Below are 25,258 nucleotides of genomic sequence, written 5' to 3'. Positions count from 1 at the left end.
GGTCACATCCACCGCCGTACCTTCAACACGTACGCGTCGCCGTCGCCCTCCACGGCCTCGATCTCAAGGTGTTCCCCGTGCCGGGCCGGCTGGTGGAACAGCTCCCGGGACAGCGGGTTGACGAGGGCCGACTCCACGGCGGTCACCACGCCCCGTCCGCCGTGGTCCAGGCGGCGGGAGGCCTCGATGCGCAGGACCTCCCAGGACTCCTGGGCGACCTCCAGTTCGGCGCCGTGCACCTCGCGGACGCGGTCGGTCACGGACTTCAGTGCCTTGTCGAGGATCAGCGGAACCGACGCGGGCTGGATGAAGTCCATCGGGACGAAGCTGTCGCCGAACCGGTTGCGCAACTCGGGCCGCCCGATGTGATCGTTGAAGAACGTGTCGAACGCCGAGCGCAGCGCCTCGCGCACCGTCTCGGGCTTGTCGTGCCGGGTGAGCCGCGGCTGCTGCCTGCCCTCCCGCGTCTCCTCGTCGCCTTCCTCGCCGGTCTCGTCACCGTCCGCCCGGCGCCGGGCGGTGGACCGGATCACCTGAGCGGACACGCCCAGGTTGGAGGTGAAGATCAGGACGCACTCGGTGAAGTGGACCGTGGCACCCTGTCCGTCGGTGAGCCGTCCGTCCTCCAGGATCTGCAGGAACAGGTCGAACAGCCTCGGGTGCGCCTTGTCGATCTCGTCGAACAGGAGCACGCTCATCGGGTGCGCGCGCACCGCGTTGGTCAGCTCGCCGCCCGCGCTGTGCCCGACGAAGCCGGGTGGTGCCCCGATGAGCCGGTCCCGGGCATGCTCCTCGGCGAACTCGCTCATGTCGAAGCGGATCGGCCGGGCGTCCTCGCCGAGGATCATCTTCGCGACGCCCTTGGCCAGTTCGGTCTTGCCGACGCCCGTGGGCCCGGAGAGGAAGAGTGTGCCGCGTGGCCGGCTGGGCGAGCTGGACGACTGGGCGCCGGTCAGCCCGGCCGCCGACCGCATGAAGATCTCGATCGTGCGCCGTACGGCGTGCGGCTGGCCGATGACCTGGGCGTTGAGATACGCCTCGCCGTTGAGGATGTTCTCGCGCACGCCCTGGGTGGCCCAGGGATTGTCGAGTACGCCCACCCGGTACAGCCGGGCCGCCTCGTCCAGTCGGCTCAGCGGCAGCCGCCGGTCCGCGGCCATCCGGCCGACCGCCAGGATCTCCCTGACCCCCATGCCGTACGAGGAGCGGGCCAGCGCCTCGGTGGCCTGCCCCTGCTCGGTGTCCGTCGCCGGTTCGCCGTCCTCGCGCCCCTGGCGCGCGGCGAGCCGTTCGACGACGAACCGGCTGGCGGCGCGGCGTTGGTCGTGCGGCGGCTCGGGAACGCTGATCACGCGCAACGCATGGCTGCCGAGGGCGAATTCGAGGGGCAGGTCCTCCTGCTTCTCGACCACCCAGAAGATCGTGTTGTACGGCGTCACGCCCCCGTCGCCGGCGACCGGGCGCGCGGTGTGCCCCAGTTCCTCGACGGTCGCCAGCAGCCGGGCCGCCTGTCCCGCGACGGGTCCGCGCGACGACCCCAGGCGGTTGGTGTAGGGCACGATCAGGCCGATCGCCGGGCCCGTGTGCCGGACCGTGCCGATCATGATGTCGCGCAGCCTGGCGACGCCCGCTTCCACGTCGTCGTCCTCGTCCGCCTCGCGGTCGGCGTCCGGCCCGTCGTTCTCCTGCCCGGCGCGCTCCCGCTCGGCCCGCTCCCGCTCGATCCGGGCGTCCTCCTCGGCCATGCGGCGCAGGGCGGGCGGGAAGGCGAACAGGTCGGCGGTCAGCCGCCAGGCGACCACCCGGTCGATCACCCCGTCCTGCCGGGCCAGCGCGCCGTAGCCCCGCACGCGGCAGACCGATTCGATGACGTCCTCCAGGCTGTAGGGCAGCACGGCGCCGCCCGGTTCCGGCGCCGCCACTCCGCCGTCGCCGTCCTCGGGCAACAGGAACTGGTCGCGTACGTTGCCGGTCAGCAGGATCTGCGGGTACACCGCGAGCGCCATGTCCAGCTCACGGATCCAGGCGGGGACCGGGGGCGGCGCGGGTTCCGGCCGAGGCGTGCCGGTCTTGCGGAACACACCGTCCGGGTCAGCGCACACACCGCCGGTGTCAGCGCTCACGCTGCCGCTCCTGTCCGTACGCGGCGGGCCTCGCGGGACTGCTGTTCTTCCGGCGGCGCCGGGGCTGCGGACGGTCGTCGTGGGCGCGTCCGGTCTCGGGCCACGGGGCGTCGGGCGCCACTGCCGTGGGCACGACGCCGGGCGGCAGCACCGAGGTGCGGTCCAGGTCCACGCCCTGCTCGCGGATCGCGTTCTCGATCTCGGGCAGCTGGCCGTCGCAGAACCAGCGCTGGACCCGGCTGTCCGTCTCCTCCTCACCCGGGCCGGCGGTCCTGTCCTCACCCGGGCCGGAGGTCCTGCCGTCCTCCGTGCCGTCGTCGATGCCGTCGTCCGCGCCCGCTTCCGGTGCCCGCACCATCGTTGCGGACAGGCCGGGCCGGTCTGCGGCCAGGGTGATCCGCAGCCCGTAGCCGTCCGGGACAGCGGCCTCCGCCGACGCCTCGGCCGCCGCGCCGAAGGGCACCACGACGCTGCCTTCCCCGGCGAGCAGGTCGGCGAAGCCGTCGCCCACCGCGTAGTCCCGCTCCCGCAGCACCTCCATCAGCCGGACCGCCACCACCGACCGGTGCCGGGAGGCGTCCGCCCGGCCGACGGCCCGCTCGACCTCCCGCTGAAGAACGGACGGGTCGGGCGCCTCGGCCACGGCCGCAGCCAGCCGCTGCCGGTCCTCCGGCTCGGCGTCCTCCAGGCGGTCGAGCAGCCCGGCCCGCAGCGCGGCGGTCCGGGCGGCGGCCCGCTCCCGCGACACCGAGCGGTGCACCAGGACACCAAGGTCGGCGAGGAGTGTCCGGGCCGCCTCGGGGCTCTCCGCCCGCCGCAGAGCCTCCAGACGGTGCGCGAACACGGGGAGGTCGGCAGGCTCGCAGGCGGGCCCGTCGCGATTGAGGAGAGCCTCGGCCTCCACCAGTGCTGCCGCCCTGACCCGTGCGGAACGGTCCTCGCGGGCCGGCTCCTCGACCCGGACGGTGTCTCGGACAGCGGCTCGGGGCGCCGCCGGCGGATCGCTTCTCCCGGGCGGCACGGACCAGACACCGGCGGCGGCACGGCTCAGTTCGGACTCGGCCCGCTCGTTGATCCGGCGTGCCGACTCCAGGGCCTCGGCGAGTTCCGCGGCGTCGGCCCGGGACGGCACGGTGACGACGGACACGTCGATGCGGGCCGTGCGGTGGACCCGGCGCAGTGCCTTGGCCTGTCCGCGCAGATCACGTGAGCGTGTGGTCTCCTGCGCCAGTTGGGCGCGCAGCTGCCGGAGCCTCTCGGCCTCCACGTCCACGTAGGACCAACGGTATGCGGTGGTGTTGCTCAATGACCCTCCCCCAGGGCCGCAGTTGAACCGCGGGGGAGCGGACGCGCCGCCGGAACGGGCCTGACCGGTATGCCCGGCCGGCGGGCGCCCGACGTCGTGCACCGACTCCCTCGGGCGATGCCAGGAGTCCATGATGCCTCACACCGCGTGCACCCGGGCCCCTGATCCGGCCATCTCGACGCGATACCAACTCACCCTGGACGCTGGGCTGTTACCTTGACCTCCGGAGAGGGGGTGCCGGTTTGTCGTTCTTGGTATCGGCCGTCGGGGCGATCCATCGGTACTGGCCGGAACTGTCCGCTCTGCTGGACCGGCCCGCCCGCGAAGAACTCATGGAGATCCTGGCGGACGCCGAGGCCGACCCCACGGCCGCCGCCCGCGACATCCGCGAGCTGGTCAAACCGTTCACTCCGCCCGGTCACCCCGCGCGGGAAGCGCTGACTCCGTCCGGGGTGCGCTTCCAGCCCTCGGCGGTAGCGCCCTCCGATTCCGCCCAACTGCTCGCGCTGCTACGGACGTTACGCACGGAATCCCAGTCGCTGGGTCTGGGTACGGAGGCGGCACCGGACACCGACCCCGGCGAGGCGCCGGCGGACGCCGGCCCCGGCGAGACGGCACCGGACGCCGAGGAGGATGCCGCCCCCTACCGACCGGACGCCGACCCGGGCACGACGGGGCCGGACGCCTCTCCCCGCCCCGCAGCACCGGACGCCGAAGAGGACGCCGCCCCGTACCGCCCGGACGCCGACGACGCCTGGCTGCTGGCCGAGCCCGCCGTTCCCGCCGTGTCCGTGGACCTCGCCGCGGACCGGGCCCGCGATCTCATCCTGCTGACCGACGAGCACGAGGTGGAGTGGATCCCCGCGTTTCAGATCGATCTGGATTCCGGGGTGCCTTACCCGGTCGTCGTCGAGATCAACCGGCTGCTGTCGGCCGACGCGGATCCCTGGGGTGCGGCCGACTGGTGGCTGGGATCCAACGTATGGCTCGACGCCGCCCCCGCGAGACTGCTGGGCACCGGAGCGGACGGCGCCCTGTTGTCCGCCGCACGGGCCGAGATCCCGGATTGGTGAGCACGTGCCTGACCAGATGATTCCCGCCCCCACGGTCCGGGCGAAACCGCACCGGCACGTCCTGCCGGCCGGCACCGAACTGTGGCGTGTGCATGCCGCGCGATGGGGCGGCACCGAGTTCAAGGCCGTACCGGCGGACCTGCACTGGGGCGGCGGACGGTTCTGCGACATCCGGGACGGGCTGAGTGCCGCTCCGGTCCCCTACCTGTACGCCGCTCTGTCACCGCTCACCGCGGTGTGCGAGACGCTCGCCCGTGATCTGCGCGTGTCGTCCGACGGGCGGCGGCGGATCACCCAGCCGCGGGTGCGCGACACGCTGCTGTCCAAGGTCGTCGCGGCCGTCGACCTGCCGCTGGTCGACCTGACGGACAACCCCAAACTGGCGGCGGTCCATCAGGACAACTGGCTCGTCCAGTCCTCGGCTCCGGCCTATCCGCGTACACGCCGCTGGGGTTCCTGGATCCGCAGCCAGGCACCCTGGGCCGTGGGCTTCCGCTGGCCGTCCCGCCAGGACCTCGGCCCCGGACCGGCCGATGTCTGTGTTCTGTACGCGAACGAGGGCGTCCACGACCTGCTCAAGCCGTCGACGGAGGACCCGCTGGAGCTCAACACCCCTGCGGGCCGCGACTACTTGAACGACCTCCTGGGGCCGGTGCGCATCCGTGTCGAACATCCCCGCGTCCGCAGATGACCGCCTTGCGGCGCGCCCGCGCGGAGCGCCGGCACACGGGCGTCAGCCCTCGCTCCCGTCCGCTTCCCCGTCCTCGGCGCTCTCCGGCCGCAGCATCGGGTGGGCGACGCCCGGGAAGACCCGGGCCCGTACGACCGGCTCCGCGGACCCGCCCTGGACGACCGTCTCGGCGACGCCCCACGGCCGGCCGGGCAGGACCACGGTCAGGATGTACGAGGACGAGCAGCCCACGCAGTCGTAGCGGTCCGCCCAGGTCTCCACGTCCGTGACACTCCCGGGGTAGCGCGCCACGTGCCGGTGGAGCGCGTGGCACCGCTCGCACCGTTCGCCGGGCTCGCACGTACCACCACAGGGGCACGGCACGTCGAATGAGTCGGCGGGATGCCAGCGCTGGGTGAGTACGGCCTCACGCGTGGCGCCCATGTCCTTCATCGCCTTCAGATTGCGGGCGGCGACGTTGTACGACTCGCCGGTCGCGGCCATCCGGTCCCGGATGACGTCCTTGCGTCCGCGGTTCGTCGTCATCTGTTCCTCCTGGGGGTGTCACGCAGCCCGCCGGGAGCACACGAGATCGATATGTCACACGGTACCGGTCACCCCGGGCAAGCCACGACACCCGGCCACGACTCCCGGCCACGACTCCCGGCCACGGCGTCCCTGGCCGCCCGCGACCCCGGAGGGCGTCCCTACGACCGTCGCACCCGGGCCGTCAGTCTGCTGCCGAGCCGCCGGCCGAAGCCGCCCGGCCGGCTCCACGCCCGGAATGCCTCCGCCGTGCGGCTGCTGCCGGCCCGCGCGGCGGCCTCCTCCACCGCCGCAGCCTCGCCGGTGGACAGGCCGCGCACCACCGGCCGCAACACCTCTTCCAGCAGCGCCGTCCGCGTCTCGCTCCACGCCGGGCCCGCGTGCGGGTGCGACGTCCAGACGGTGAAGCAGTCGGCCGCATAGGCGGGTTCGGCCCGCAGCCGGGTCAGGACGGCCTCGTGGCGCGCGGCCCTGCCGTAGGCCGTGATCAGGTCCGCGTCGTCGCTGTGGACGAACGCGTACAGCTCCGCCTCGGGCCGGTCCGGGGCGAGCAGCCGCCCGGCCAGGACGCCGAACGCCTGGTCGCGTATGCCAGGCTCCACCGGTTCCGCCCCGGCGCACAGCTTCCGGGCCCGTTCCGCCCAGCCGGGTTCCGCCGCCCCCGACCGCAGCTCCCGCGCGAACTCCAGGAGCAGAAGCGCGCCGCGCGCCCGCGCGCCGATCTCCTGCGGGAAGCCGCGCAGCAGGTCATGGGCGAGTTCGGGGGCGTCCTCGTCGTCCGCGGGGGCGCCGAGCGCCGCCGCGAGGAGAGCGGACCAGGTACCGGCCGTGCGGTGCGCGTCCGAGGTGGTCCCGCTCAGCAGCAGCCGGGCCTCGCCCGCGGTGGGCGTGTCCTCGCCCCAGATCAGCCCCAGCCCGGTCCGCAGCACCAGTGGTTCGGTGAAAGGTGACATACCACCGGCGCGGAGCACCGTGTTCAGCACGCTCACCCGGTCGCCGCCGCCCGCCCTGGCGTCCGGCGCTGCCGCACACATGCGCAGATGCGGCAGCGCCTGCGCTCCGGTGAACGGCAGGGCGACGCCGGTCAGCAGCCGCTCCGTGCCCGCCGGATCGTGCGGGGCGATCCGGTCCAGCTCGCCCAGCAGCGCGGTACGGACATCGAACTGCTCGTCCAGGAGGTCGAGCAGCACCGGCGCGCAGTCGGCCGCCCCTTCGTCCAGCAGCGACCGGGCCATCCGGCGTACGACATCGGGGAGCAGGTCCGTGCAGTCCACATCGAGCAGCCGCGCGATCCGGAGCAATTGCACGGCGCGCGCCACACCACGGCCGGGCGCGGCGGAGGCCCCGGACGCGGCCGACGCGACGGACGTGGCGGACCCACCGGTGGCGAGTTCGGTACGCAGGTCGTCGCCCAGGGCCGTGACGAGCGCGGCGGCGGCACGTTCCCCGTCCGGTCCGGCGAAGGCCGAGCGCGCGGGCGGTTCGAGCGTGACATCGCCACCGCGTACCGCCTCCGTCACCAGCAGAGCCGCGAGCGACGCGGTCGCCGCGGCTGGGGAGCGTCCCTCCAGGGCAGTCAACAGTCTTGCTACAGAGGAGAGTTCAGCGGTCGTGCGGTCGATGCCGGGAGCGGTCAGCGCGTCGGTCAGCAGCCGCGTCCGCTCCTCGTCCAGCGCGTACGGCCGCTGGGCGGCCCAGTCGGCAGCCGCCGCACGCTCGTCGGGACCGAGCGTGATGCCGGCGCACAGTGCCGTGACCGCGAGCGGTCCGGCGGCGAAGGGTTCGCCGGGCAGCTCCGTCGCCGTCCGGAACAACTCCGGGGACCGGCCCCGCCAGATCCGGGCGCAGGTCTCGGCCCAGACGTCGCCCACCGGCCCCTCCGGGCGCGGCCCGGTGCAGTTGTGCACCCGCAGCCCGCTGTCGGGGCCGGCCGGGCCGGGCGCATCGTCCGGCAGCACCCCGACGACCTGGTGCGGGGACCGCTCCGGACGGCGGGTGTACGTCGTGAAGGTCAGCCGTTGCGCGTTCTCCGGCGGGAGCACGGCTCCGGCCAGGGCGATCCATCGGGCCACATCGGCACCCTGCCGCTCCACGAGCACGACACGCGCCGACGACGGTTCCTCGCTCACCCGGTGCAGGTCGGCGAAGACCGCCGCCAGCCAGGGGCTCCGGGACACCGCGAAGTCGTTGAGCGCCTCCGGCCCGGAGGCGGCGGAGGCGGGCAGGGAGGCCAGTCGGCCGGGCACGCCGCCGTCCGGTGGGGTGGACGCCCAGTTCGGCGACCGCCAGGCCGTGATCGGCAATGCGTCGCCCGGCAGCCGTTCACCGGCCGGGAGATGCACCGCGTGCGCGTGGAAGCGGCCCGCGCCGGGCCCGCCGAGCGCCACCGTACGGCTCAGCAGATGACTGCCGTCGGACAGCGCGCTGAAACTGAACGCCTCGGGAAATGACCGGAGTTCGGTGCTGGTGGGATGGTACGGGGCCCCGGCCGGCGGCTCGTATCCGAGGAGTTGCTCGGCCTCGGCCAGCACCGGCGTGGGTATACCGGCGCTGACTGCCGTGAACTGTGCGCCGGACCCGTCGCCGTTCCCGCCCCCGCCCCCGCCCCCGCCTTCGTTCCCGTCCCCGCCCCCGTCGTCGCCCGCAGAGGCAGAGGTGTAGTGCAACTGCGCGAGGCTCATGCGTAGGCCCTCTTCGTCCTTGCCGCGAACGTCCCCGTACGGTCAGCACGCTCGCTCCGACGGCCGTCCGTCGAGGGCAGGCCGTCCGGGCGCAGCGACGACCCCGGCGGGGAGCGGTCCGCAATCGCGGGAGCGACGCTATCAAGGCACGCCACCCCCGCACGCACCCTGCCGCAAGGTCACTTGTGCAACCGCGGCCCAGGCGCTCGGCCCAACAGGGCGGTACGCAGGGCCTGTACGCCCGGAGCCGTCGGAATTGAGGCATCGAGCCGGCCCCTGCCGACGCAGGACGCCGCATCGACGTCCACCGGGGTGCCGGTCATTGGTCTGCCCTGCCTCACCCCGCCCGGCGGCGCCCCGCCCGGAGTGCGGGAAGGGTGCTGGGGCCCGGCGCGCCCCCATCACTCCAATGGCCTAAGCACCACTGGCCCATTCGGTCGTTGAGCGTCTTCGGATTGATGAATCCCCCATGGGCGCTGCAATCCGGGCCCAAGGGTCGCTCTGCGTAGAGGAGTTACTCGGATGAATCTCAAGACTCTCTCCGCGGTCGCTGCCGTCCTGGCCCTCGCCGGTCTCGCCGGTGCCTCCACGGCCAACGCGGTGCCCAGTACGGTCTCCGGCGACGGCGGCAACCGCATCGGCACGCTGCGCGCCAACGGTGAGGCGTTCGTGAAGGAGGGCGGCCTCAGCGCCACCTGGGTCAAGGAGCACGACAACGTCAAGCAGGTCGTCCTCTCCGGCAACCGCATCGGCGTCCTCACGGGTGACGGCACCGCCTGGGTGAAGGAGGGCGGTCTCAGTGCGACCTGGGTTCGTGAGTCCGACGACGTCAAGCAGATCGCGCTCTCCGGCAACCGCATCGGCGTCCTGAAGGACAACGGTGACGCGTTCGTGAAGGAGGGCGGCCTCAGTGCCACCTGGGTCAAGGAGCACGACAAGGTCAAGGAGCTTGAGCTGTCGGGCAAGCGCATCGGTGTCGTCACGGGCAACGGTGACGCGTACGTGAAGGAGGGCGGTCTCAGCGCCACCTGGGTCAAGGAGTCCGGCGACGTCATCGGCATCGACCTGGCGGGCAACCGCATCGGCGTTCTCACGGGCGACGGCGTCGCCTGGGTGAAGGAGGGCGGCCTCAGCGCCACCTGGGTCAAGGAGCACGACAACGTCATCCAGCTCGAACTCTCGGGCAACCGCATCGGCGTCCTCACGGACCACGGGGACGCGTACGTGAAGGAGGGCGGTCTCAGCACCTCGTGGGTGCACGAGTACGAGCACGCCATCCAGATCGCCCTGTCGGGCAAGCGCATCGGCGTCCTCAAGGGCGACGGCGACGCCCGGGTCAAGGAGGGCGGCCTGAGCGCGACGTGGGTCCTGGAGGCCACCAACGTCACCGAGCTGGCGCTGTCCTGACTCCTGGTCCCTGAGCCTGGTACCTGACGCCTGACCGCTGACACCCGCCGCGCCGCGCAACGGACTTGATCCGGTGCGCGGCGCGGTGTCGTGCCGAGCGAGGAACCATACGCATTGGCATGGCGTCGTCAAGTGTGAAGACGCTTGCGAAGGGGGAGCCATGAGCGGGTCGGGAAGCGCGGGGGTCGCGCCGGGAGTCTTACGCCGCCACTGGAAGAAGGCAGTGCTTGCCGTTGTCGTGATCCTGGCGGTGCTGGCAGGGGCGCTGAGCCTGCTGGGCGTCTGGGATTCCGACGAGCCGGGCGCGGAACAGAACCGGGAGCCCTTCACCCAGGCGCTGCGCAGCCTGGCGGAGGCCCGGGGGCTGCGCTACAAGGACACCGCGATGGCCGGCATCACCCAACGGGAGATCACGGTCACCCGGTCCGGCGCGCTGTTCGGGGCCACGGGCGACGGCGTGAAGGACTTGGACCAGGATGTGCTCAGGATCGGCGGCAAGACCTATTCCCGCTGGAAGAAGGCCCGGGACTACGAGACACCGGAAGGAAAGCGGAAGGACCCGGACGCCCCGGGCCGGTGGACCATCGGGACCCCGGGCGAGTCGTACGTCCTCGACCCGGTTCTGGCCCAGTTCCTGCCTCCGACGGAGTTGGCGTTCAAGCTCTGGGACGCACTCGACGAACTGAAGACCCTGCCCGATCCGGACGACCCGGATCTGCGGCCGCTGACCGTGGACGGCGTACCCGCCCTACGGGCCGACACCTCGGCAGGCAGCCTCGTCGTCGCCAGGAACAAGCCCTACCGCGTCCTGCGCCTGGAGCCCTACGACCTGTCCGGCCGGATCAAGGATCAGCTCAAGCAGCTGCAGAAGGGCGCGGAGCCGTCCGTGCCGCCGCAGGTGACCAGGGGCCCGTTGAAGGACGGCGACTCCGAGGGGATGAGCCTGTCCCCGGTCTCCAGGGATCAGGCGGAGGCGATGTACGACACCCTGGAGGGCTACACCGAGCGGCTGGACGCCGCCGTGGACGACGGCGTCGACTTCACCCTCGACGGATCCGGCGATCTGAAGTGCGGGAACAGCGGCTGCTCCGTACGTCAGAAGTTCACCGGCAAGCTGAGCACCGAGGCCAGGACCCGCATCACCGGCGGCAACGTCACCGCGATGCTGAGCGCGACCGTCACCATAGACGGGCAGTACGCCGGCCGGTGCACCAGCCGACGCGACAACATTCCCTTCAGCGGCAGCACCCTGTCCGGTGCCCTGTCCTGTTCCGCCCCGGAGGCCGGCCCCGTCTTCGCCCAGGTCGACGCGGAGTACAAGGCCCGAGCCGAACGGCAGGCCAGGGCCTCCGGCGGGCGGGTGACGGTCCGCTTCTACTCGCGGGCCAGCACCCTCATCGATGCCACGGCCCTCGCCGTGGGCGAGGCGGACCGGCTCACCGAAGACGTGCGGCAGGAGCGCCGCGGAAAATGCTCGACCGGTCAGAGCTCCGGCGCTCAGCCCTCCGCCCAGCTCTCCGACAGCCGCCACCCGGTCGGGCTGACGGACCTCGTTGCTCGGTCCGGCGCGTCGGACAACGCCTCCGACCGTCCGCAGGGGGAGGTGCTCCCTGCCTCCGTCACCGTCCCGGGCCCCGCCGCAGGCGACCACCGCGGCCGGAGCGTGCCTGCCTCCTCCATGTCGACGGGGGTCGTACCGGCTCGCGTCGACAACGCCAACTGCAACCCGATCACACGCGCGCAGTCCGACGACATCGCCCGGTACCTGGGTTACACGAAGACCAACAAGAAGTCCGCCGGTGGTGCCCCCATCTGGGAGAACAAGAAGGCAGCGGCGGGGCAGCCCCGTTACATCACCTGGGACAGAAATGGGCACAAGGGAGGAATCTTCAAGGGGGCCGGCTTCCGTGATCCCTTCCAGTCGACCAAGGACTCGGCCCGGGACGGAACCTATGATCTGGATGTCTCACCGAGCGGAGACATCATCGGCCTCAAACGGGTAGCGAAATGATCAACGAGCTCATTGTGAGTCCTCGTGACGAAGGCGTACGAGTCGATCTCGACGATGCGGAGGGCTGGAGCGCCTACGCCACCGACCTGCGGCGTGTGCTCGGCGCGGTGATGGCCGCAACCGGCGTCGACGGCCTGGAAGTCGGCGAACTGCTGGTGAGCCGGCCGCTGCCCGAAAGGTACGTGGGGCTGCGCAACGGGTCGGAGGTGAACCGGGCGGAGGCCGTGGACCTTGTCGTGGGGATGGCGGCCGGGCGCGGGCCCTACTGCCGGCTCACCGGTGCGGGACGGCTCCGTATCGAGTCGGGATGGGACGGGTCCGTACACCTCTACGTGCCGCCCGGGGCGGCCGGCGGCCTGACAGATCTCGGGACCGGTGCCGCCGTGCTCGAACGGCGCGTGGTGGCACCGGAACCCGCGGACGAGCAGGCCATCGTCGAGGCAGCCGCGGACGACGAATTCTGGGCAGCGGTGCGGCAGTCCGACGGAGAGATGACCCTGTTGTGCGAGCGTTGGGCGTACGGGTCCCATGGTTGCCGATGGTTCTGGGTGACTTCGGAGAACGCGGCGGACATCGCCGGTACCGTCCGGCCCCGGTCCCTCCTGTGCGTCGCTGTCGATCCGGACCTGCGGCTCGACCCCGGTCTGCTGGATGACGACTTCACGGCCTTCACCTCGCCGTTGGTACCCGGGGAGCTGGCCCACCGGACTTTTCCCGGGGGCGCCGATGATCTCGCCGAAGTGACCGACGAGGGTTTCTCCCTCATGCTCAGGGACTCGGTGATGGCAGATCGGTGTGCCGTGGTGCCGGACCCCGACGGAACGGTACGAGGCCGGTGGGAGGCGTTCGGGGACAGGGACGGGGACGGGGACAGGGACAGGGACAGGGGCGGGGACAGCCCTTAGGCCCCGGAACGACGGGTACGTCCAGCTGATCCGGACCGATGCCGGTCCCGTCCACGAGATCCCCCGACCGCCCCGGAAGAAGCGGGCCGGTCGGGGGAGCGCCACCGGTCACGAGCGGGCCGGTCGGTAACCGCCACCGGTCACGAGTGGGTGGTGGCCTCCCGGGTCGAGACGGTGACGTGCTGGACGCGCATCGGGTGGCCGGGCTCCGTGGCGGGGCCGGCGGTGGCGCCGTCGGCGGTCGGGAGCATGCCGCCCATGGCCACGTTCAGGATCAGGAACAGCCCGTGGTGCACCGCCCGGTCCCAGGTCCGGGCATCCATCTGCGCGGCCTTCACCCGGTGGTACTCACGCCCGTCCAGATACCACCGCACTTCCTCGGCACCGGCCTTGAGGTCGACCTCGACCGCGTAGGAGTGGAACGCGGTACGGCAGCCGGAGCACCGCTGCGGTCCCGAGGTGAGGCCCACGGGCTCTTCGCAGGGCCCGCCCCCGAGGATGCCGCAGTGCATGCTGCCGAAGAAGGTGTCCCGTCCGTTGACGGACTCCATCACATCGAGTTCACCGACGGACGGCCACCCCGTGTATCCGTCGCGCAGCTTTCCGCCCAGGGTCCAGAAAGCCGGCCAATAGCCCGCCGCCGCAGGGCCGGTGACATCCGGCAGCGCGATCGACGCCTCGATCCGCATCACCCCTCCGGGAGGCGGGGCGAAGTCCGCCCGCCGGGACTCGATCCGGCCCGAGTACCACGTCCCGTTCCTGAGCGTGGGGACGATCTCCAGTGAACCCTTCCCGTCCAGCCGTACGTTGTCGGTCGAGTCCGTCATGGTCTCGATCTCCCCGGTGCCCCACTGTGGCGCCGGGCAGCCCGGATAGCAGGTGCCGATGTCGTACTTCCAGCGTGCGGCGGACGGGCGGCTGCCCGCCGGGCCGTCGAAGTCGTCGTGCATGACCCGGGTCCAGCCGCCCGCCCCCTCCTGGGTGGTGCGGCCGGACAGTGCCCCGGTGTCCGAGAGGAGGCGTTCCAGCCGGGGCGTCAGGACCACGGCCGCGACGTTCGTGAGATGGGCGTCGTCCCGGTACAGCAGGATCCGGTCCAGCACCGCCGGGCAGGTCGTACCCTTCGCCGGGCACAGGACCGAGTTCACCGAGACGGCGTGTACTCCCGGCACCTGTCCGGCGGCGATGCGGCGCGCGAGCGGATCGGGCCACCGGGCCGAGTCGCGGTCGAAGGCGCAGGCTCCCGGGTCCTCGGTGTGACCGGAGACGCAGGCCGGGATGTCGGTCCCCGGCACCGGGGTGTCCTCCAGGTACACGATCGGAACCCCCGGCGCACGCAGCGCCTTCAGTGTCTTCTCCCAGCCCCGGAGGAGGAGTTGCTGGTCATCGGTGTAGCGGTTGAGGGAGGCGATCACGATCAGGCGGGGCTTGGGCCCCTCCCGCAGCCGGGCCAGAGCATCCGCCCGCCAGGTGTCGCACTCGTGATAGGTGCGGCCCAACTGCGGGTTGGTGACGCGCAGTTCCGGCAGGGGACAGCCCTGCTTCACCAACTCCTGCAAAGCCCAGCCGCGTTCGGCCGCCAGGGCGAGCATCGGGGAGAACCACTGTCCGGCGTGCGAGTCGCCGAGCAGAACGATCCGGTCCGGGCTGTCGGCCGCCCCGAACAGGCAGGGCGGGCTGCTGGTGGCCTGCGGCGCCACCTCGCACGCGCCGTCCGGCGGGAAGTCCTTGCGCGCCTGCGCGGGACCGGGCACCACGGGGCCGCCCTTGAGCGGCGTACCGTTCCGTGTCAGCAGCGACGGGCCTTCGGCCGCGCCCGGCGGCAGGCCCTTCACGTCAACCGGTGTGGATGCGCCCAGCAGTTGCAGGGCCGTGGTGCCCATCACCAGAGCCAGGACGACGGGGATGACGACGGCCGAGACGCCCACGGACAGGCCGCGCCGGGGCAGCTCGGAGACGGTTCTGCTGTGGCGCAGCGGCTGTTCGACCCAGCGCATGGTGGCCAGCGCGGGCAGTACGGCCGCCAGCGTCAGCGCCGCCTTCGCCGGCCAGCCGAGGGTTCCCAGACGCGCCTCGGCGAGTACGAGTACGGGCCAGTGCCACAGGTACAGGGTGTAGGAGAGCCGTCCGAGCGCCCGTGGGCCCCGGCCCGCCAGCAGCCGGCCGACTCCGTACGCGTCCGGGACCGCCGCCCCGGCCCCCCTGGACCGGTCGGGTATCCCGGCCAGGATGACCGCTGCCGTGGCCAGGGTCGGAACGAGTGCCGCCCATCCGGGGTACGGGGTCGACGCGTCGTACCATGTCATGCACCACAGAAGGGCCGCCGCCGCGGACCACCCGCACAGCAGGCGCAGCGGGCGGGGCCCGCGCAGCAGGTGCCAGGGGAGCAGCGCCAGCAGTGCTCCGATGCCGAACTGCCATATCCGCGAGGGCGTTCCGAGGTAGGCCAGCGACACGGAGTCACTCGTCCAGCGCAGCGACAGGGCGAAGGTGCCGAGCGTCAGCAGCACGGTGACGGCGGTCACCGCGGACCGCACGGCGAGGCCCCGGCGTACCGACCCGGCGGCGGCGAACGCGAAGAGGGCCAGCAGCGGGGCCCAGAACAGATAGAACTGCTCCTCCACCGCCAGGGACCAGAAGTGCAGCAGGGGGCTCTGGTCGTGCCCGGCGGCCAGGTAGTCGGTCTGCTGCTGCACGAAACGCCAGTTGGCGGTGGACAGCGCGGCCGCCACCACGTCGTACTCCAGATCCGTGCGGCGCAGTGGGACGGTGAGCCAGGCCCCGGCCAGCGCGACCGCACCGAGGACCACGGCGGCTGAGGGCAGCAGCCGCCGGGCCCGGCGGGAGAAGAACTCGCCCAGCCGGATGCGCCCGGTGGTGACGGCTTCACGCACCAGGAGTCCGGTGATCAGATAGCCGGAGATGACGAAGAAGGCATCCACTCCGACGAATCCGCCGGTGAGGCCGGGTACGGCCGCGTGGAAGGCGAGTACCCCGAGGACCGCGACCGCGCGCAGTCCCTCGATGTCGGGGCGGAATCCGGCCCGGCGCGAACCGGGCCCGGACGTACTGCGGTCGGGCCTGTGCGGGCCCGGGGGCCCGGAGCCGTCGGACGGTGGTCCGGGGGGTGCGGTGCTCCTGCGGCGGAGGCCGGGAGCCACGGTGGTGGACATCGGTGTGACGGCCTTTCAGCTCAGCCAGGGCAGCATCGGGTTGACCCAGCCGGACGCGAGGAGAGCGGTGAGCAGGAGGGTGGTCGTGGCGGCCAGCGCTTCGGGCCAGCGCCTGGGCAGCATGGAGCGTCCGGTCGGCCGCGGGGCCCGCGCGGGCCTGCGGGTTGTCGCTCCGGCGGGGCGCAGTTCGGCCAACAGGTCACGTATCAGCGGCACGTTGATCTGGAACTGCACCAGCAGATAGAGACCCAGACCCCAGTTGGGCTCCCAGCCGTTGCGGACCACGGCCAGGGCGAGCCCGGCGGCCGCCGCACCGGTGGAGCAGCAGAGCCAGGCGAGGGAGACGAACACGACCCGGCGGGCCATTCCTCCCGCGGCCCCTCGTGCGGCTCCGGCTCCGGCTCCCGATCGGGCTCCGGAACCGGCCCCGCCCCCGTTCTCGGCTCCGGTCGGCACCCAGGCCGCACTGCGGCCGCGCAAGGTGTGCAGGAAGGCGGCCCCGGCGGCGACGCTCGTCAGGACGTTGGCCCGGATCACCTCGACCCGCCAGCGGGTCCGGCTCACCCGTGGCAGCAGGACGTGCCAGAGCCAGAGTGGGGCGAGCAGCGGCAGTACGTGCCAGGGGCGGACGTCGTCCGGGAACCAGAACATCATCACCAGCGGCGGCAGCGGCGCGGCGAACGTGTTCACCACCGTTGTCAGGTAGCCGACGATGCCCTCGTAGAAGCACAGCCGCATCCGCCAGGGCGCTCCCATGCGCTTGAGGACGGGTGTCCCCAGCAGATGCAGATTGCCCATCGCCCAGCGGTACTGCTGGTTGACGAAGGAGGCCAGGTTGTCCGGCGAGGTGCCCTTGGCCACCAGAACCGGGACGTAGAGGGTGCGGAAGCCCTGCTCGTGGAGCGCGAGTCCGGTGTACAGGTCCTCGCTGTGGTCGAGCCTGGCGAAGCCGCCGGCCAGGTCGATGGCACTGCGCCGGTAGACCGCGTTGCTGCCACAGCAGATCGCGGCGTCGCTCGCGTCCCGCGACGGCTGGATCCAGCGGAAGAACCACTCCTGGGCCGATCCGGCGGCGCGCTGGATCCAGCTCATCGTCTCGTCGGTGTCGAAGCACTGGGGACTCTGCACGATGCCGACGCCCGGATCCGCGAGATACGGCACCAGATGGCGCAGGAAGTCCGGCCTGGGCGCGAAGTCGGCGTCCAGGATGGCGATGTACTCCGCGCTGCTCAGGGTGAGCGCGTGGTTGAGGTTGCCCGCCTTCTTGAGGTGTCCCCGGTCGGGCCGGACGACGTACCGGTAGCCGTACGCCGCCGCCAGCTCGGCGACCTCGGCGCGATCGGCGTCGTCCAGCACCCACACGGACAGCGCGTCGCCCGGCCAGTCGACTGCCGAGACCGCTCGGTAGGCGTTGTCCAGAACGGTGAGCGGCTCACCGCAGGTCGGCAAGTACAGGTCGACGGTGGGGAGTTCGCCGGGGTTCCAGGCGTGGATGAGTACCTCGTGCGAACGCCTGGTCAGCCTGCGCTGGCGCAGGCTGTTGACCGAGGAGAGCGTGAGGGCCACGAGGTTCAGTGCGAGCACCGCGAGGAAGGCCCACAGGGCCGGGGTGCGCAGGGCGAAGGTGAGCATGGTCGCCGCCGTGAAGACGAAGGCGAGCGAGCTGCTGATCAGTACCCAGCGGCGCTGGGGTCCGAAGTACCAGTAGAGCTCGTGGTCGGACGGAGGCTGAGGTAAGTGATGCGTCGTCATAAGACCCCCATAGCTGTGCATGTGGCGGCATCAGGTGACCCACTCTACCGTCAAAGGTATAGACCATTCGTCAAGGGAGTGTTAAACGAGACGTCGGGTCGACACGTCGGCAACTGGTCCAGACCTATTCGATCGGTTGCGTCCATGTCGTACGGGAATCAGCAGGTCACGCGGGGGTTAACAGTGATCCAATTCCCGGACCGTGTCGATTTGTCAGGTCCAGGTCGACGCCCGCTCTCGGCAGCCGGTCCGGTCCCGGGATTACCGGCCGGCGTCGCGCCGGGAAGCCCCCGTATCGGCGGAACCCGTCCCCGGTGTCCCCGACTCCACCGCCGGCGGGCGGGAGCCACGGGTCCGCGTACGCCCCTCCGCGCGCCGCAGCAGGACGATCGCCGGCGCCGCCGCGGCGAGCGCGACCAGTGCCCCGACGGCACCGACCTCGCCGATCGCCGCCGTGTACTCCCGCCGCGTGGGCGCGGAGAGGCTGATGAACAGTCCACCGCACACCGCCGTACCCAGCGCCAGACCCACCTGGCGGGCGGTGTTGGCCACGGCCGCCGCCGCACCCGCCTGGGCCGGGTAGGCGTCCCGCATCGCCGCGGACGGAAGCACGGGCGACACCATTCCCGCACCGATCCCGGTCAGTACCAGCGACGGTACGAGCGCCGACGGTTCGTAGACGGCGCCGAGCAGGGCGAGACCCGCGCAACCCGCGGCGCAGAGCGCGGTGCCGACACCCAGCGGTACCCACAGCGGTACGCGCTGGAGCACGGCCCCGCACGCGGCGGAGACGACGAAGAAGACCGCGGGCTGGAGCGCCAGCAGCAGCGAGGTGTCGACCGCGTCGAGGCCCGCGCCGTCCTGGAACCACGACGACATCACCGTGAGCGGCCCGAACGCGGCGAAGTAGTAGCCGAACGCCACCGCGACCACGGCCAGGAACCTGGGGTGCCGGAACAGTGCCGGGTCGATGACGGGGTCCGGGGTCCGGCGCTCACGTACGACGCAGGCGAGGATCCCTGCCACCGCGACGACCGCGGCGGCGGCCGGCCCGGCCCCTGCGCCGTGCTCACCGAAGAGGAGCGAGGCGACGACCAGGGCGGCGATGCCCACGCTCAACAGGAACGAACCCGCGACGTCCATGCGGCGGACCCCGCGCTCCGGATCACGGGGCAGGAACACGACCGCGAGCACCAGACCGGCCGCCCCTGCCGGAACGGCGAGCAGAAAGATCCAGCGCCAGCCCAGCGCTTCGGCGAGCAGCCCGCCGCAGACATTGCCGACGGCCGCGGCCAGCCCGGCCACGGCGCCCCAGGCGGCAAAGGCCCTGTGCTGTTCCCGGCCGCTGTAGGACGCCCTGATGAGCGGCAGTGTGGTTGCGAACATGGCCGCGCCGCCGATGCCCTGCGCACCCCGGAAGGCGATGAGTTCCCGCACGCCGGGCGCGAGCCCGCAGGCCAGGGAGGAGAGCGTGAACAGGGTGAAGCCGGCCAGGAAGACCTTGCGCCGGCCGACGGCGTCGCCCACGGCGCCGCAGGCGATGAGGAGCGCCGCGAGCGCGAGTGTGTAGAGGTCGACCACCCACTGCAGGGCTGCGAAATCGGTGTGCAGATCGGTGGCGATCGCGGGAATGGCGACGGTCACGACGGTGGCGTACGCGAGGAGAAGAAAGGTGGCGATGCAGGCGACGAGCAGAGGAGCGAAGTTGCGGAATTTCACGGACCCATTCCTTCGGGCGGCCGGTCGGGGGAGGCGACATCACCCGTGCCGAAGCGACATCACGCGAGGCGGGCAGTGATATGTCACATGAGGCGAGTGGTTGTACGTCACGCGAGGCGGGTGGTGGTATGTCACATGAGGTGGGCGGGCGGTCGTATGTCGCACGAGGTGGGCGGTCATATGTCACATGAGGCGAGCGGCCGTGCGTCACATGAGGCGAGCGGCCGTGCGTCACGTGAGGCGGGCGGTGGTATGTCACATGGGGCGGGCGGCCGTGCGTCACGCGAGGCGGGCAGGCGTCCCGAGCGGCTGGTCGTGTTCGTCGAGACGCCGGTTGTATTCGTCGAGATAGGCGATGGCGAGCCGGCCCGTCACCGGGTTCCGGTAGGTCTCGCACTCGACCTCGTACACCTCGCGGACGAGTTCGCGCGTGAGAACCTCGTGGGGCGGCCCATGGGTCACCACGGCGCCTTCCTTGAGCATGTACAACTCGTCGCAGTAGCCGGCCGCCATCGACAGGTCGTGCAGCGCGGCGAGCACGCCGATGCCGAGTTCCTTGACGATCGAGAAGATCTGCAACTGGTATTTGATGTCGAGGTGGTTGGTGGGCTCGTCCAGGATGAGAAAGGAGGGTTCCTGGGCCAGAGCCCGCGCGAGCACCACGCGTTGCTTCTCACCTCCGGACAGGCTGCGGAAGCTCCGTTCCGCGTACTCGCCCATGTGCACCCGGTGCAGCGCGCGCCGGACGATCTGCCGGTCCGTGCACGGCAGCGGTGCGCGCGGCATGCGTACAGCCGGCGAGCAGGAGCACCGCGCCGGTGGCGAGGGCCGCGCGGGTGCGCATCCGATTCCGGGGCATCCGGGGTATCCGGAGCGTCGGGTGGGCCGGGGGCGGGGAGACGTTCACGATGTCCTTTCGGGGAAGGCGTGGCGTTCGGGCCACCCGGCCATCCTCGGAAGGAACGTCGCGGAACATGTACGGAGAGCGTTGCCGGGAAATGTGGAGCGAACGCTCTCCCGGGGATCAGGAGTGGGCCCCCCGGACTCCGGCCGGAGTCCGTGCGGCCCGGTACCGCCGGGGCGTCTGCCCGTAGCGCTTCTTGAACGCGTAGCAGAAGTTGCTCGGACTGGAGTAGCCGCTGCGGAGCGCGACGGCGGCGACGCTGAGATCGGTCTCCACCAGCAGCATCGAGGCGCGGCGCAGACATTCGTTGCGGTGATGGCTGAAGACGGTGTCGCCGTAGAGCTGTTTGAATCCGTGGTTGAGCCGCTTGGGAGACAGGCCGAGGGCGCGCGCGAGTGATTCCCCCGTGTGCTGCTCGTGGAGGTTCTCCATCAGCATCTGCGGAACCCGTCGGATCCGCTCGATCTCGTACTCCGCCATGGGCGGTTGAGCCGGGCCGCGTGGGGAATCCGCGCCCGCGACGATCCGGGCGAGGATCTCCATGACCTTCGATTCGAGATACAGCACCCGGAACCGGGCCGGCAGCGCACAGGTGAACAAGTCGGCGAAGGCGGCGGCGAGTTCGGGCGGTGCCTGCCTCCCGAGATAGTGCGCGTCGCGCAGTTCGGCCGACATCTCCTCGACGCTCTCCTCCCATGCCGCCGCCCCCAGGCTCCCGAAGAACACGGTGGTGGCCTCCCGCCGGGCCGCGATCGACACCCCCCGGTAGCGCTGGCCCGCCGGACGGACGAGCCGCCCCGCAGAAGCCCGCGAATGCGAGATCGACAGTTCGTTGGCCCCGAAGACCGTCGCCCCGGTCGTCCGCTCCTCCAGACGCATCAGCCCGTCGAGGCAGTACTCCAACTCGAAGTAGTCGCTGGTGAGATCGAAGTAGAGGACCAGCTCGTCGTGGAACGTCAGGTCGTACAGCGTGAGGGTGACGCCATGAAGCAGCTCATGAACGGTGATGCTCCCGGACCCGGTCCCCGCATGCAGGTCATACACCCGGGTCCCCTCCGTACCGCCCGCGCGACAGCTCCCGATCGCCGCGTAGAAATCCCGGTACTGCCGTCCGAGATCCGCGTACCCACGCGCGGACGTGAGCGAGAAGCGCCTGGCCACACCGCCTCCAGAGACGAAGAATCAACCACCGTAATGCAACTTAGGGTAACCTAAGTTGCTTTGTGGGGGTGCGGTGCGCGTCCACCGGATGGACCAAGCCGTACCCCCGTGACGGGCGCGTCCTGGCACCCCATGAGGCACCGGGCCGCGACGACCCGTCGCAGGAGCCCGGCGACTGATCACGGGCGCGTTCGCGGCGGCCGGCCGCCTGTCCGGCCTGTTCAGGGGGCGCCCGGCCGGCGGGCCGGGCGGTGCGGGGCATGAAGCGGAGCTGCGGGCGCGCTTAAGAAAACCTCGATGGACCTGTGGCGCGGGGTGCGGCAGATTTCTCCGTGACGGCAGAGGATGGTGCGCGGCAGCCGATCGACGCGCGCTGCCATGCCGTCCCTCTCATTCCTCCCCGGGCCGCAGGCTTCCCCAAGGCTGCCCCCGGCCCGGGGTACTCAACGCCGTACAGCGCAGGGAGCCACAGCCGTGAAGGCACTCGTGAAGCAGAAGGCCGAGCCGGGACTCTGGCTGATGGACGTGCCCGAGCCGCAGATCGGCCCCTCGGACGTACTGATCAAGGTGCTCCGCACCGGCATCTGCGGCACCGATCTGCACATCCGGAACTACGACGGCTGGGCCCAGCAGGCCGTACGCACCCCGCTCGTCCTCGGACACGAGTTCGTCGGTGAGGTCGCGGAGACCGGTGCCGACGTCGTCGACATCAACGTCGGCGACCTGGTCAGCGGTGAGGGCCACCTGGTCTGCGGGAAGTGCCGCAACTGCCTGGCCGGACGCCGCCACCTGTGCCGCTCCACGCTCGGGCTCGGCGTCGGCCGGGACGGGGCGTTCGCCGAGTACGTCGCCCTGCCCGCGTCCAACGTCTGGGTGCACCGGACCCCCGTCGACCTCGACATCGCCGCGATCTTCGACCCGTTCGGCAACGCCGTGCACACCGCGCTGTCGTTCCCGCTGGTCGGCGAGGACGTACTGATCACCGGTGCCGGACCGATCGGCATCATGGCCGCCGCCGTCGCCCGGCACGCCGGCGCCCGTCACGTCGTCATCACCGACGTCAGCGAGGCCCGGCTGGAACTGGCCAGGAAGGTCGGCGTCAGCCTCGCCCTGAACGTCGGCGAGGAGACCATCGCCGAGGGCCAGAAGCGCCTCGGACTCCGCGAGGGCTTCGACATCGGTCTGGAGATGTCCGGCCGGCCCGAGGCGATGCGCGACATGATCGCGAACATGACCCACGGCGGCCGGATCGCCATGCTCGGACTCCCGTCCGAGGAGTTCCCCGTCGACTGGTCCCGCGTCGTCACCTCGATGATCACCATCAAGGGCATCTACGGCCGTGAGATGTACGAGACCTGGTACGCCATGTCCGTACTGCTGGAGGGCGGCCTCGACCTCGCCCCCGTGATCACCGGCCGGTACGGCTACCGCGACTTCGAAGCGGCCTTCGACGACGCGGCGAGCGGCCGCGGCGGCAAGGTCATCCTCGACTGGACCTCCTGACCCGACGCCCTTGTGGACAGCGCCGACCCGATGTCCTCTTAGACAGCGACGCCTCCGTAGACAGCTGGGAGACACCCCTCATGTTCGACTCCGTACGCGACGACATGCGCACCACCCTCGACGAGATCCGGGCCGCCGGACTGCACAAGCCCGAGCGGGTGATCGGCACCCCGCAGTCCGCGACCGTCGCCGTCACCGCCGGCGGCCGCCCCGGTGAGGTGCTCAACTTCTGCGCCAACAACTACCTGGGCCTCGCCGACCACCCCGAGGTGATCGCCGCCGCCCACGAGGCGCTCGACCGCTGGGGCTACGGCATGGCCTCGGTCCGCTTCATCTGCGGCACCCAGGAGGTCCACAAGGAACTGGAGCAGCGGCTCTCCTCGTTCCTCGGCCAGGAGGACACGATCCTCTACTCCTCCTGCTTCGACGCCAACGGCGGGGTCTTCGAGACCGTCCTCGGCCCGGAGGACGCGGTCATCTCCGACGCCCTCAACCACGCCTCCATCATCGACGGCATCCGCCTCTCCAAGGCCAAGCGCTTCCGCTACGCCAACCGCGACATGGCCGACCTGGAGACGCAGCTCAAGGAGGCGTCCGGGGCCCGGCGCCGCCTCGTCGTCACCGACGGCGTCTTCTCCATGGACGGATACGTCGCCCCGCTGCGCGAGATCTGCGACCTGGCCGAGCGCTACGACGCCATGGTCATGGTCGACGACTCGCACGCCGTCGGCTTCGTCGGCCCCGGCGGCCGGGGCACACCCGAACTGCACGACGTGATGGACCGCGTCGACATCATCACCGGCACCCTCGGCAAGGCGCTCGGCGGTGCGTCCGGCGGCTACGTCGCGGCCCGCGCCGAGATCGTCGCACTGCTGCGCCAGCGCTCCCGCCCGTACCTCTTCTCCAACACCCTCGCCCCGGTCATCGCGGCTGCCTCGCTCAAGGTCCTGGACCTGCTGGAGGCGGCCGGTGACCTGCGCGAGCGGCTCGACGACAACACCGAGCTCTTCCGAACCCGGATGACCGAGGAAGGCTTCGACATCCTGCCCGGCGACCACGCCATCGCCCCCGTGATGATCGGGGACGCGGCGAAGGCAGGCCGGATGGCGGAGCTGCTCCTGGAGCGCGGTGTGTACGTGATCGGGTTCTCGTACCCGGTCGTCCCGCAGGGCGCGGCCCGTATCCGCGTCCAGCTCTCCGCCGCGCACTCCACGGCGGACGTGAACCGGGCCGTGGACGCGTTCGTCGACGCGCGGGCCGCGCTGGGGGAGTAGCACCTGCCCCACCCGGGCGCCGGGGTTCCCGCCGTGACCTGGGACAATGGGTCACATGATCGATGCACGGCGGCTGCGCATTCTCCGTGCGGTGGCGGACCACCGCACGGTGACCGCCGCGGCCGCCGCACTGTATCTCACGCCCTCCGCAGTCTCCCAGCAGCTCGCCGCACTGGAGCAGGAGACCGGGCACCGGCTGGTCGAACGGGGCGCGCGCGGCGCCCGGCTCACCCCCGCCGGGGACATCCTGCTGACCCACACCAACGCGGTGCTGGCCCAGCTGGAACGGGCCGAGGCGGAGCTCGCCGCGTACAGCGCGGGGGATGCCGGTACGGTCACGGTCGCCGCGTTCGCCACCGGCATCGGCCTGGTTCTCGCCCCCGCGATCGCCGAACTGACGCGCACCGCGCCGGGCATCCGGGTACGGGTCCAGGACGCCGAGGGCGATGCGAGTGTGCCGATGGTGCTGGACCGGCAGGTCGATGTCGCGGTCGCCGTGGAGTACCGGGGCGCGCCGGACGAGGACGACCGGCGGCTGACCCGGGTGCCGCTGTACTCGGAACCGTTCGACGCGGTGCTGCCGGTCGGCCATCGGCTGGCCGACCGGGAGCAGGTGGCGATCGCCGACCTGGAGAAGGACCCGTGGATCGGCCCGTATCCCGGTAACCCGTGCCACGACGTGGTGGTCCTGTCCTGCGAGTTCGCCGGGTTCCAGCCGAGGCTGGAGCACTCCTCGGACGACTTCCGCGCGGTGGTCGCGCTGGCCGGGGCGGACGCCGGGGTGGCGCTGGTGCCGCGGTCGGCGCTGCGGGGAATGGATCTCACGGGGGTGGTGGTCCGGCCGGTGGAAGGCAGTGCACCGACCCGCCGGGTCTTCGCCGCGGTGCGGCACGGCGCGGAGGGCCATCCGCTGATCGCGCCGGTCCTCGACGCGCTGGCCGGGGCCGCGGCACGGGAAGGGGCACTGCCGCTGCCGGCGTCGCCGTGACGTGGGTCCGGGGCGGGGTGTCCGGCTCCCACGACGGATGCCCTGCGGCGGGGGTGTCCGGC

17 protein-coding genes are annotated in these 25,258 nt (G+C 71.6%); 8 read left to right on the top strand and 9 right to left on the bottom strand.

Annotation, left to right across the window (positions count from 1 at the left end; genetic code table 11):
* Window positions 1–2 precede the first annotated feature (2 nt).
* Both ACIOMQ_RS10780 and ACIOMQ_RS10775 read right to left on the bottom strand, forming a co-directional pair.
* Window positions 3–2,123, bottom strand: coding sequence for an AAA family ATPase (locus ACIOMQ_RS10780; protein ID WP_362197945.1), 2,121 nt, complete (start codon window positions 2,121–2,123; stop codon window positions 3–5).
* Window positions 2,113–3,429, bottom strand: a complete 1,317-nt coding sequence (locus ACIOMQ_RS10775) for a hypothetical protein (protein WP_362197942.1) — start codon at window positions 3,427–3,429, stop codon at window positions 2,113–2,115. The genes ACIOMQ_RS10780 and ACIOMQ_RS10775 overlap by 11 nt, the downstream gene beginning before the upstream one ends.
* A 242-nt stretch (window positions 3,430–3,671) precedes the next feature.
* Between ACIOMQ_RS10775 and ACIOMQ_RS10770 the strand changes: the two genes are divergently transcribed.
* Together ACIOMQ_RS10770 and ACIOMQ_RS10765 are read left to right on the top strand one after the other, a co-directional pair.
* Window positions 3,672–4,502, top strand: a complete 831-nt coding sequence (locus tag ACIOMQ_RS10770; RefSeq protein WP_402188625.1) for a hypothetical protein — start codon at window positions 3,672–3,674, stop codon at window positions 4,500–4,502.
* 4 nt (window positions 4,503–4,506) lie between these two features.
* Window positions 4,507–5,193 (top strand): RES family NAD+ phosphorylase, encoded by a 687-nt coding sequence (locus tag ACIOMQ_RS10765; protein WP_402188623.1) that lies wholly within the window; start codon window positions 4,507–4,509, stop codon window positions 5,191–5,193.
* A 42-nt stretch (window positions 5,194–5,235) separates the two neighbouring features.
* On the opposite strand, the gene ACIOMQ_RS10760 is transcribed toward ACIOMQ_RS10765, so the two are convergent.
* A complete protein-coding gene (locus tag ACIOMQ_RS10760) occupies window positions 5,236–5,718 on the bottom strand; it encodes a hypothetical protein (protein WP_362197933.1) in 483 nt (160 codons plus the stop codon).
* Window positions 5,719–5,879: 161 nt separating this feature from the next.
* Window positions 5,880–8,399: a GTPase-associated protein 1-related protein gene (locus ACIOMQ_RS10755; RefSeq protein WP_402188621.1), complete on the bottom strand. Its 2,520-nt coding sequence runs from the start codon at window positions 8,397–8,399 to the stop codon at window positions 5,880–5,882.
* A gap of 522 nt (window positions 8,400–8,921) precedes the next feature.
* Between ACIOMQ_RS10755 and ACIOMQ_RS10750 the strand changes: the two genes are divergently transcribed.
* The 3 genes from ACIOMQ_RS10750 (at window position 8,922) to ACIOMQ_RS10740 (ending at window position 12,722) form a co-directional block, all read left to right on the top strand.
* Window positions 8,922–9,806 (top strand): peptidase S1, encoded by an 885-nt coding sequence (locus ACIOMQ_RS10750; RefSeq protein WP_401263657.1) that lies wholly within the window; start codon window positions 8,922–8,924, stop codon window positions 9,804–9,806.
* A gap of 160 nt (window positions 9,807–9,966) precedes the next feature.
* Window positions 9,967–11,817 (top strand): toxin C-terminal domain-containing protein, encoded by a 1,851-nt coding sequence (locus ACIOMQ_RS10745; RefSeq protein ID WP_402188619.1) that lies wholly within the window; start codon window positions 9,967–9,969, stop codon window positions 11,815–11,817.
* A gap of 14 nt (window positions 11,818–11,831) precedes the next feature.
* The gene (locus tag ACIOMQ_RS10740) at window positions 11,832–12,722 is read left to right on the top strand and encodes a hypothetical protein (protein ID WP_402188617.1); all 891 of its coding nucleotides are present in this window, start codon (window positions 11,832–11,834) and stop codon (window positions 12,720–12,722) included.
* A 140-nt stretch (window positions 12,723–12,862) separates the two neighbouring features.
* Here the strand turns inward: ACIOMQ_RS10740 and ACIOMQ_RS10735 are convergent, their stop codons facing one another.
* The 5 genes from ACIOMQ_RS10735 to ACIOMQ_RS10715 all read right to left on the bottom strand — a co-directional run bounded on the left by ACIOMQ_RS10735 (window position 12,863) and on the right by ACIOMQ_RS10715 (window position 21,314).
* Window positions 12,863–15,895, bottom strand: a complete 3,033-nt coding sequence (locus tag ACIOMQ_RS10735; protein ID WP_402188615.1) for an SGNH hydrolase domain-containing protein — start codon at window positions 15,893–15,895, stop codon at window positions 12,863–12,865.
* 15 nt (window positions 15,896–15,910) lie between these two features.
* Window positions 15,911–17,647, bottom strand: coding sequence for a glycosyltransferase family 2 protein (locus tag ACIOMQ_RS10730; protein WP_402188613.1), 1,737 nt, complete (start codon window positions 17,645–17,647; stop codon window positions 15,911–15,913).
* A gap of 261 nt (window positions 17,648–17,908) precedes the next feature.
* Entirely contained in the window at window positions 17,909–19,366 is a 1,458-nt protein-coding gene (locus ACIOMQ_RS10725; protein WP_402188611.1) for an MFS transporter, read from the bottom strand.
* A 279-nt stretch (window positions 19,367–19,645) separates the two neighbouring features.
* Window positions 19,646–20,152 carry an ABC transporter ATP-binding protein gene (locus tag ACIOMQ_RS10720; protein WP_402188609.1) on the bottom strand — a complete coding sequence of 169 codons (507 nt, stop codon included), beginning with the start codon at window positions 20,150–20,152 and terminating at the stop codon, window positions 19,646–19,648.
* A 238-nt stretch (window positions 20,153–20,390) separates the two neighbouring features.
* The gene (locus ACIOMQ_RS10715) at window positions 20,391–21,314 is read right to left on the bottom strand and encodes a helix-turn-helix transcriptional regulator (protein ID WP_402188607.1); all 924 of its coding nucleotides are present in this window, start codon (window positions 21,312–21,314) and stop codon (window positions 20,391–20,393) included.
* A gap of 591 nt (window positions 21,315–21,905) precedes the next feature.
* On the opposite strand from ACIOMQ_RS10715, the gene tdh reads away from it, so the two are divergent.
* The 3 genes from tdh (at window position 21,906) to ACIOMQ_RS10700 (ending at window position 25,196) form a co-directional block, all read left to right on the top strand.
* Window positions 21,906–22,934: an L-threonine 3-dehydrogenase gene (gene tdh / locus ACIOMQ_RS10710; protein WP_362197904.1), complete on the top strand. Its 1,029-nt coding sequence runs from the start codon at window positions 21,906–21,908 to the stop codon at window positions 22,932–22,934.
* Window positions 22,935–23,014: 80 nt separating this feature from the next.
* Window positions 23,015–24,208, top strand: a complete 1,194-nt coding sequence (locus tag ACIOMQ_RS10705) for a glycine C-acetyltransferase (RefSeq protein ID WP_362197901.1) — start codon at window positions 23,015–23,017, stop codon at window positions 24,206–24,208.
* A 55-nt stretch (window positions 24,209–24,263) separates the two neighbouring features.
* On the top strand, window positions 24,264–25,196 hold the full coding sequence (locus tag ACIOMQ_RS10700) for a LysR family transcriptional regulator (RefSeq protein WP_362197898.1): 933 nt from the start codon (window positions 24,264–24,266) through the stop codon (window positions 25,194–25,196).
* Window positions 25,197–25,258: the final 62 nt, after the last annotated feature.

The sequence above is a fragment of the Streptomyces sp. NPDC087845 genome (genome assembly GCF_044742755.1).
Lineage (GTDB): Bacteria > Actinomycetota > Actinomycetes > Streptomycetales > Streptomycetaceae > Streptomyces.
Note: the sequence above shows the minus strand (reverse complement) of the source record. Positions and strands in the feature narration are given on the sequence as shown.

Coding starts and splice junctions, on each gene's coding strand:
- ACIOMQ_RS10760 (WP_362197933.1), bottom strand. CDS start 5,718: ATGACGACGAACCGCGGACGCAAGGACGTCATCCGGGACCGGATGGCC.
- ACIOMQ_RS10755 (WP_402188621.1), bottom strand. CDS start 8,399: ATGAGCCTCGCGCAGTTGCACTACACCTCTGCCTCTGCGGGCGACGAC.
- ACIOMQ_RS10750 (WP_401263657.1), top strand. CDS start 8,922: ATGAATCTCAAGACTCTCTCCGCGGTCGCTGCCGTCCTGGCCCTCGCC.
- ACIOMQ_RS10745 (WP_402188619.1), top strand. CDS start 9,967: ATGAGCGGGTCGGGAAGCGCGGGGGTCGCGCCGGGAGTCTTACGCCGC.
- ACIOMQ_RS10735 (WP_402188615.1), bottom strand. CDS start 15,895: ATGTCCACCACCGTGGCTCCCGGCCTCCGCCGCAGGAGCACCGCACCC.
- ACIOMQ_RS10730 (WP_402188613.1), bottom strand. CDS start 17,647: ATGACGACGCATCACTTACCTCAGCCTCCGTCCGACCACGAGCTCTAC.
- ACIOMQ_RS10720 (WP_402188609.1), bottom strand. CDS start 20,152: ATGCCGCGCGCACCGCTGCCGTGCACGGACCGGCAGATCGTCCGGCGC.
- ACIOMQ_RS10705 (WP_362197901.1), top strand. CDS start 23,015: ATGTTCGACTCCGTACGCGACGACATGCGCACCACCCTCGACGAGATC.
- ACIOMQ_RS10700 (WP_362197898.1), top strand. CDS start 24,264: ATGATCGATGCACGGCGGCTGCGCATTCTCCGTGCGGTGGCGGACCAC.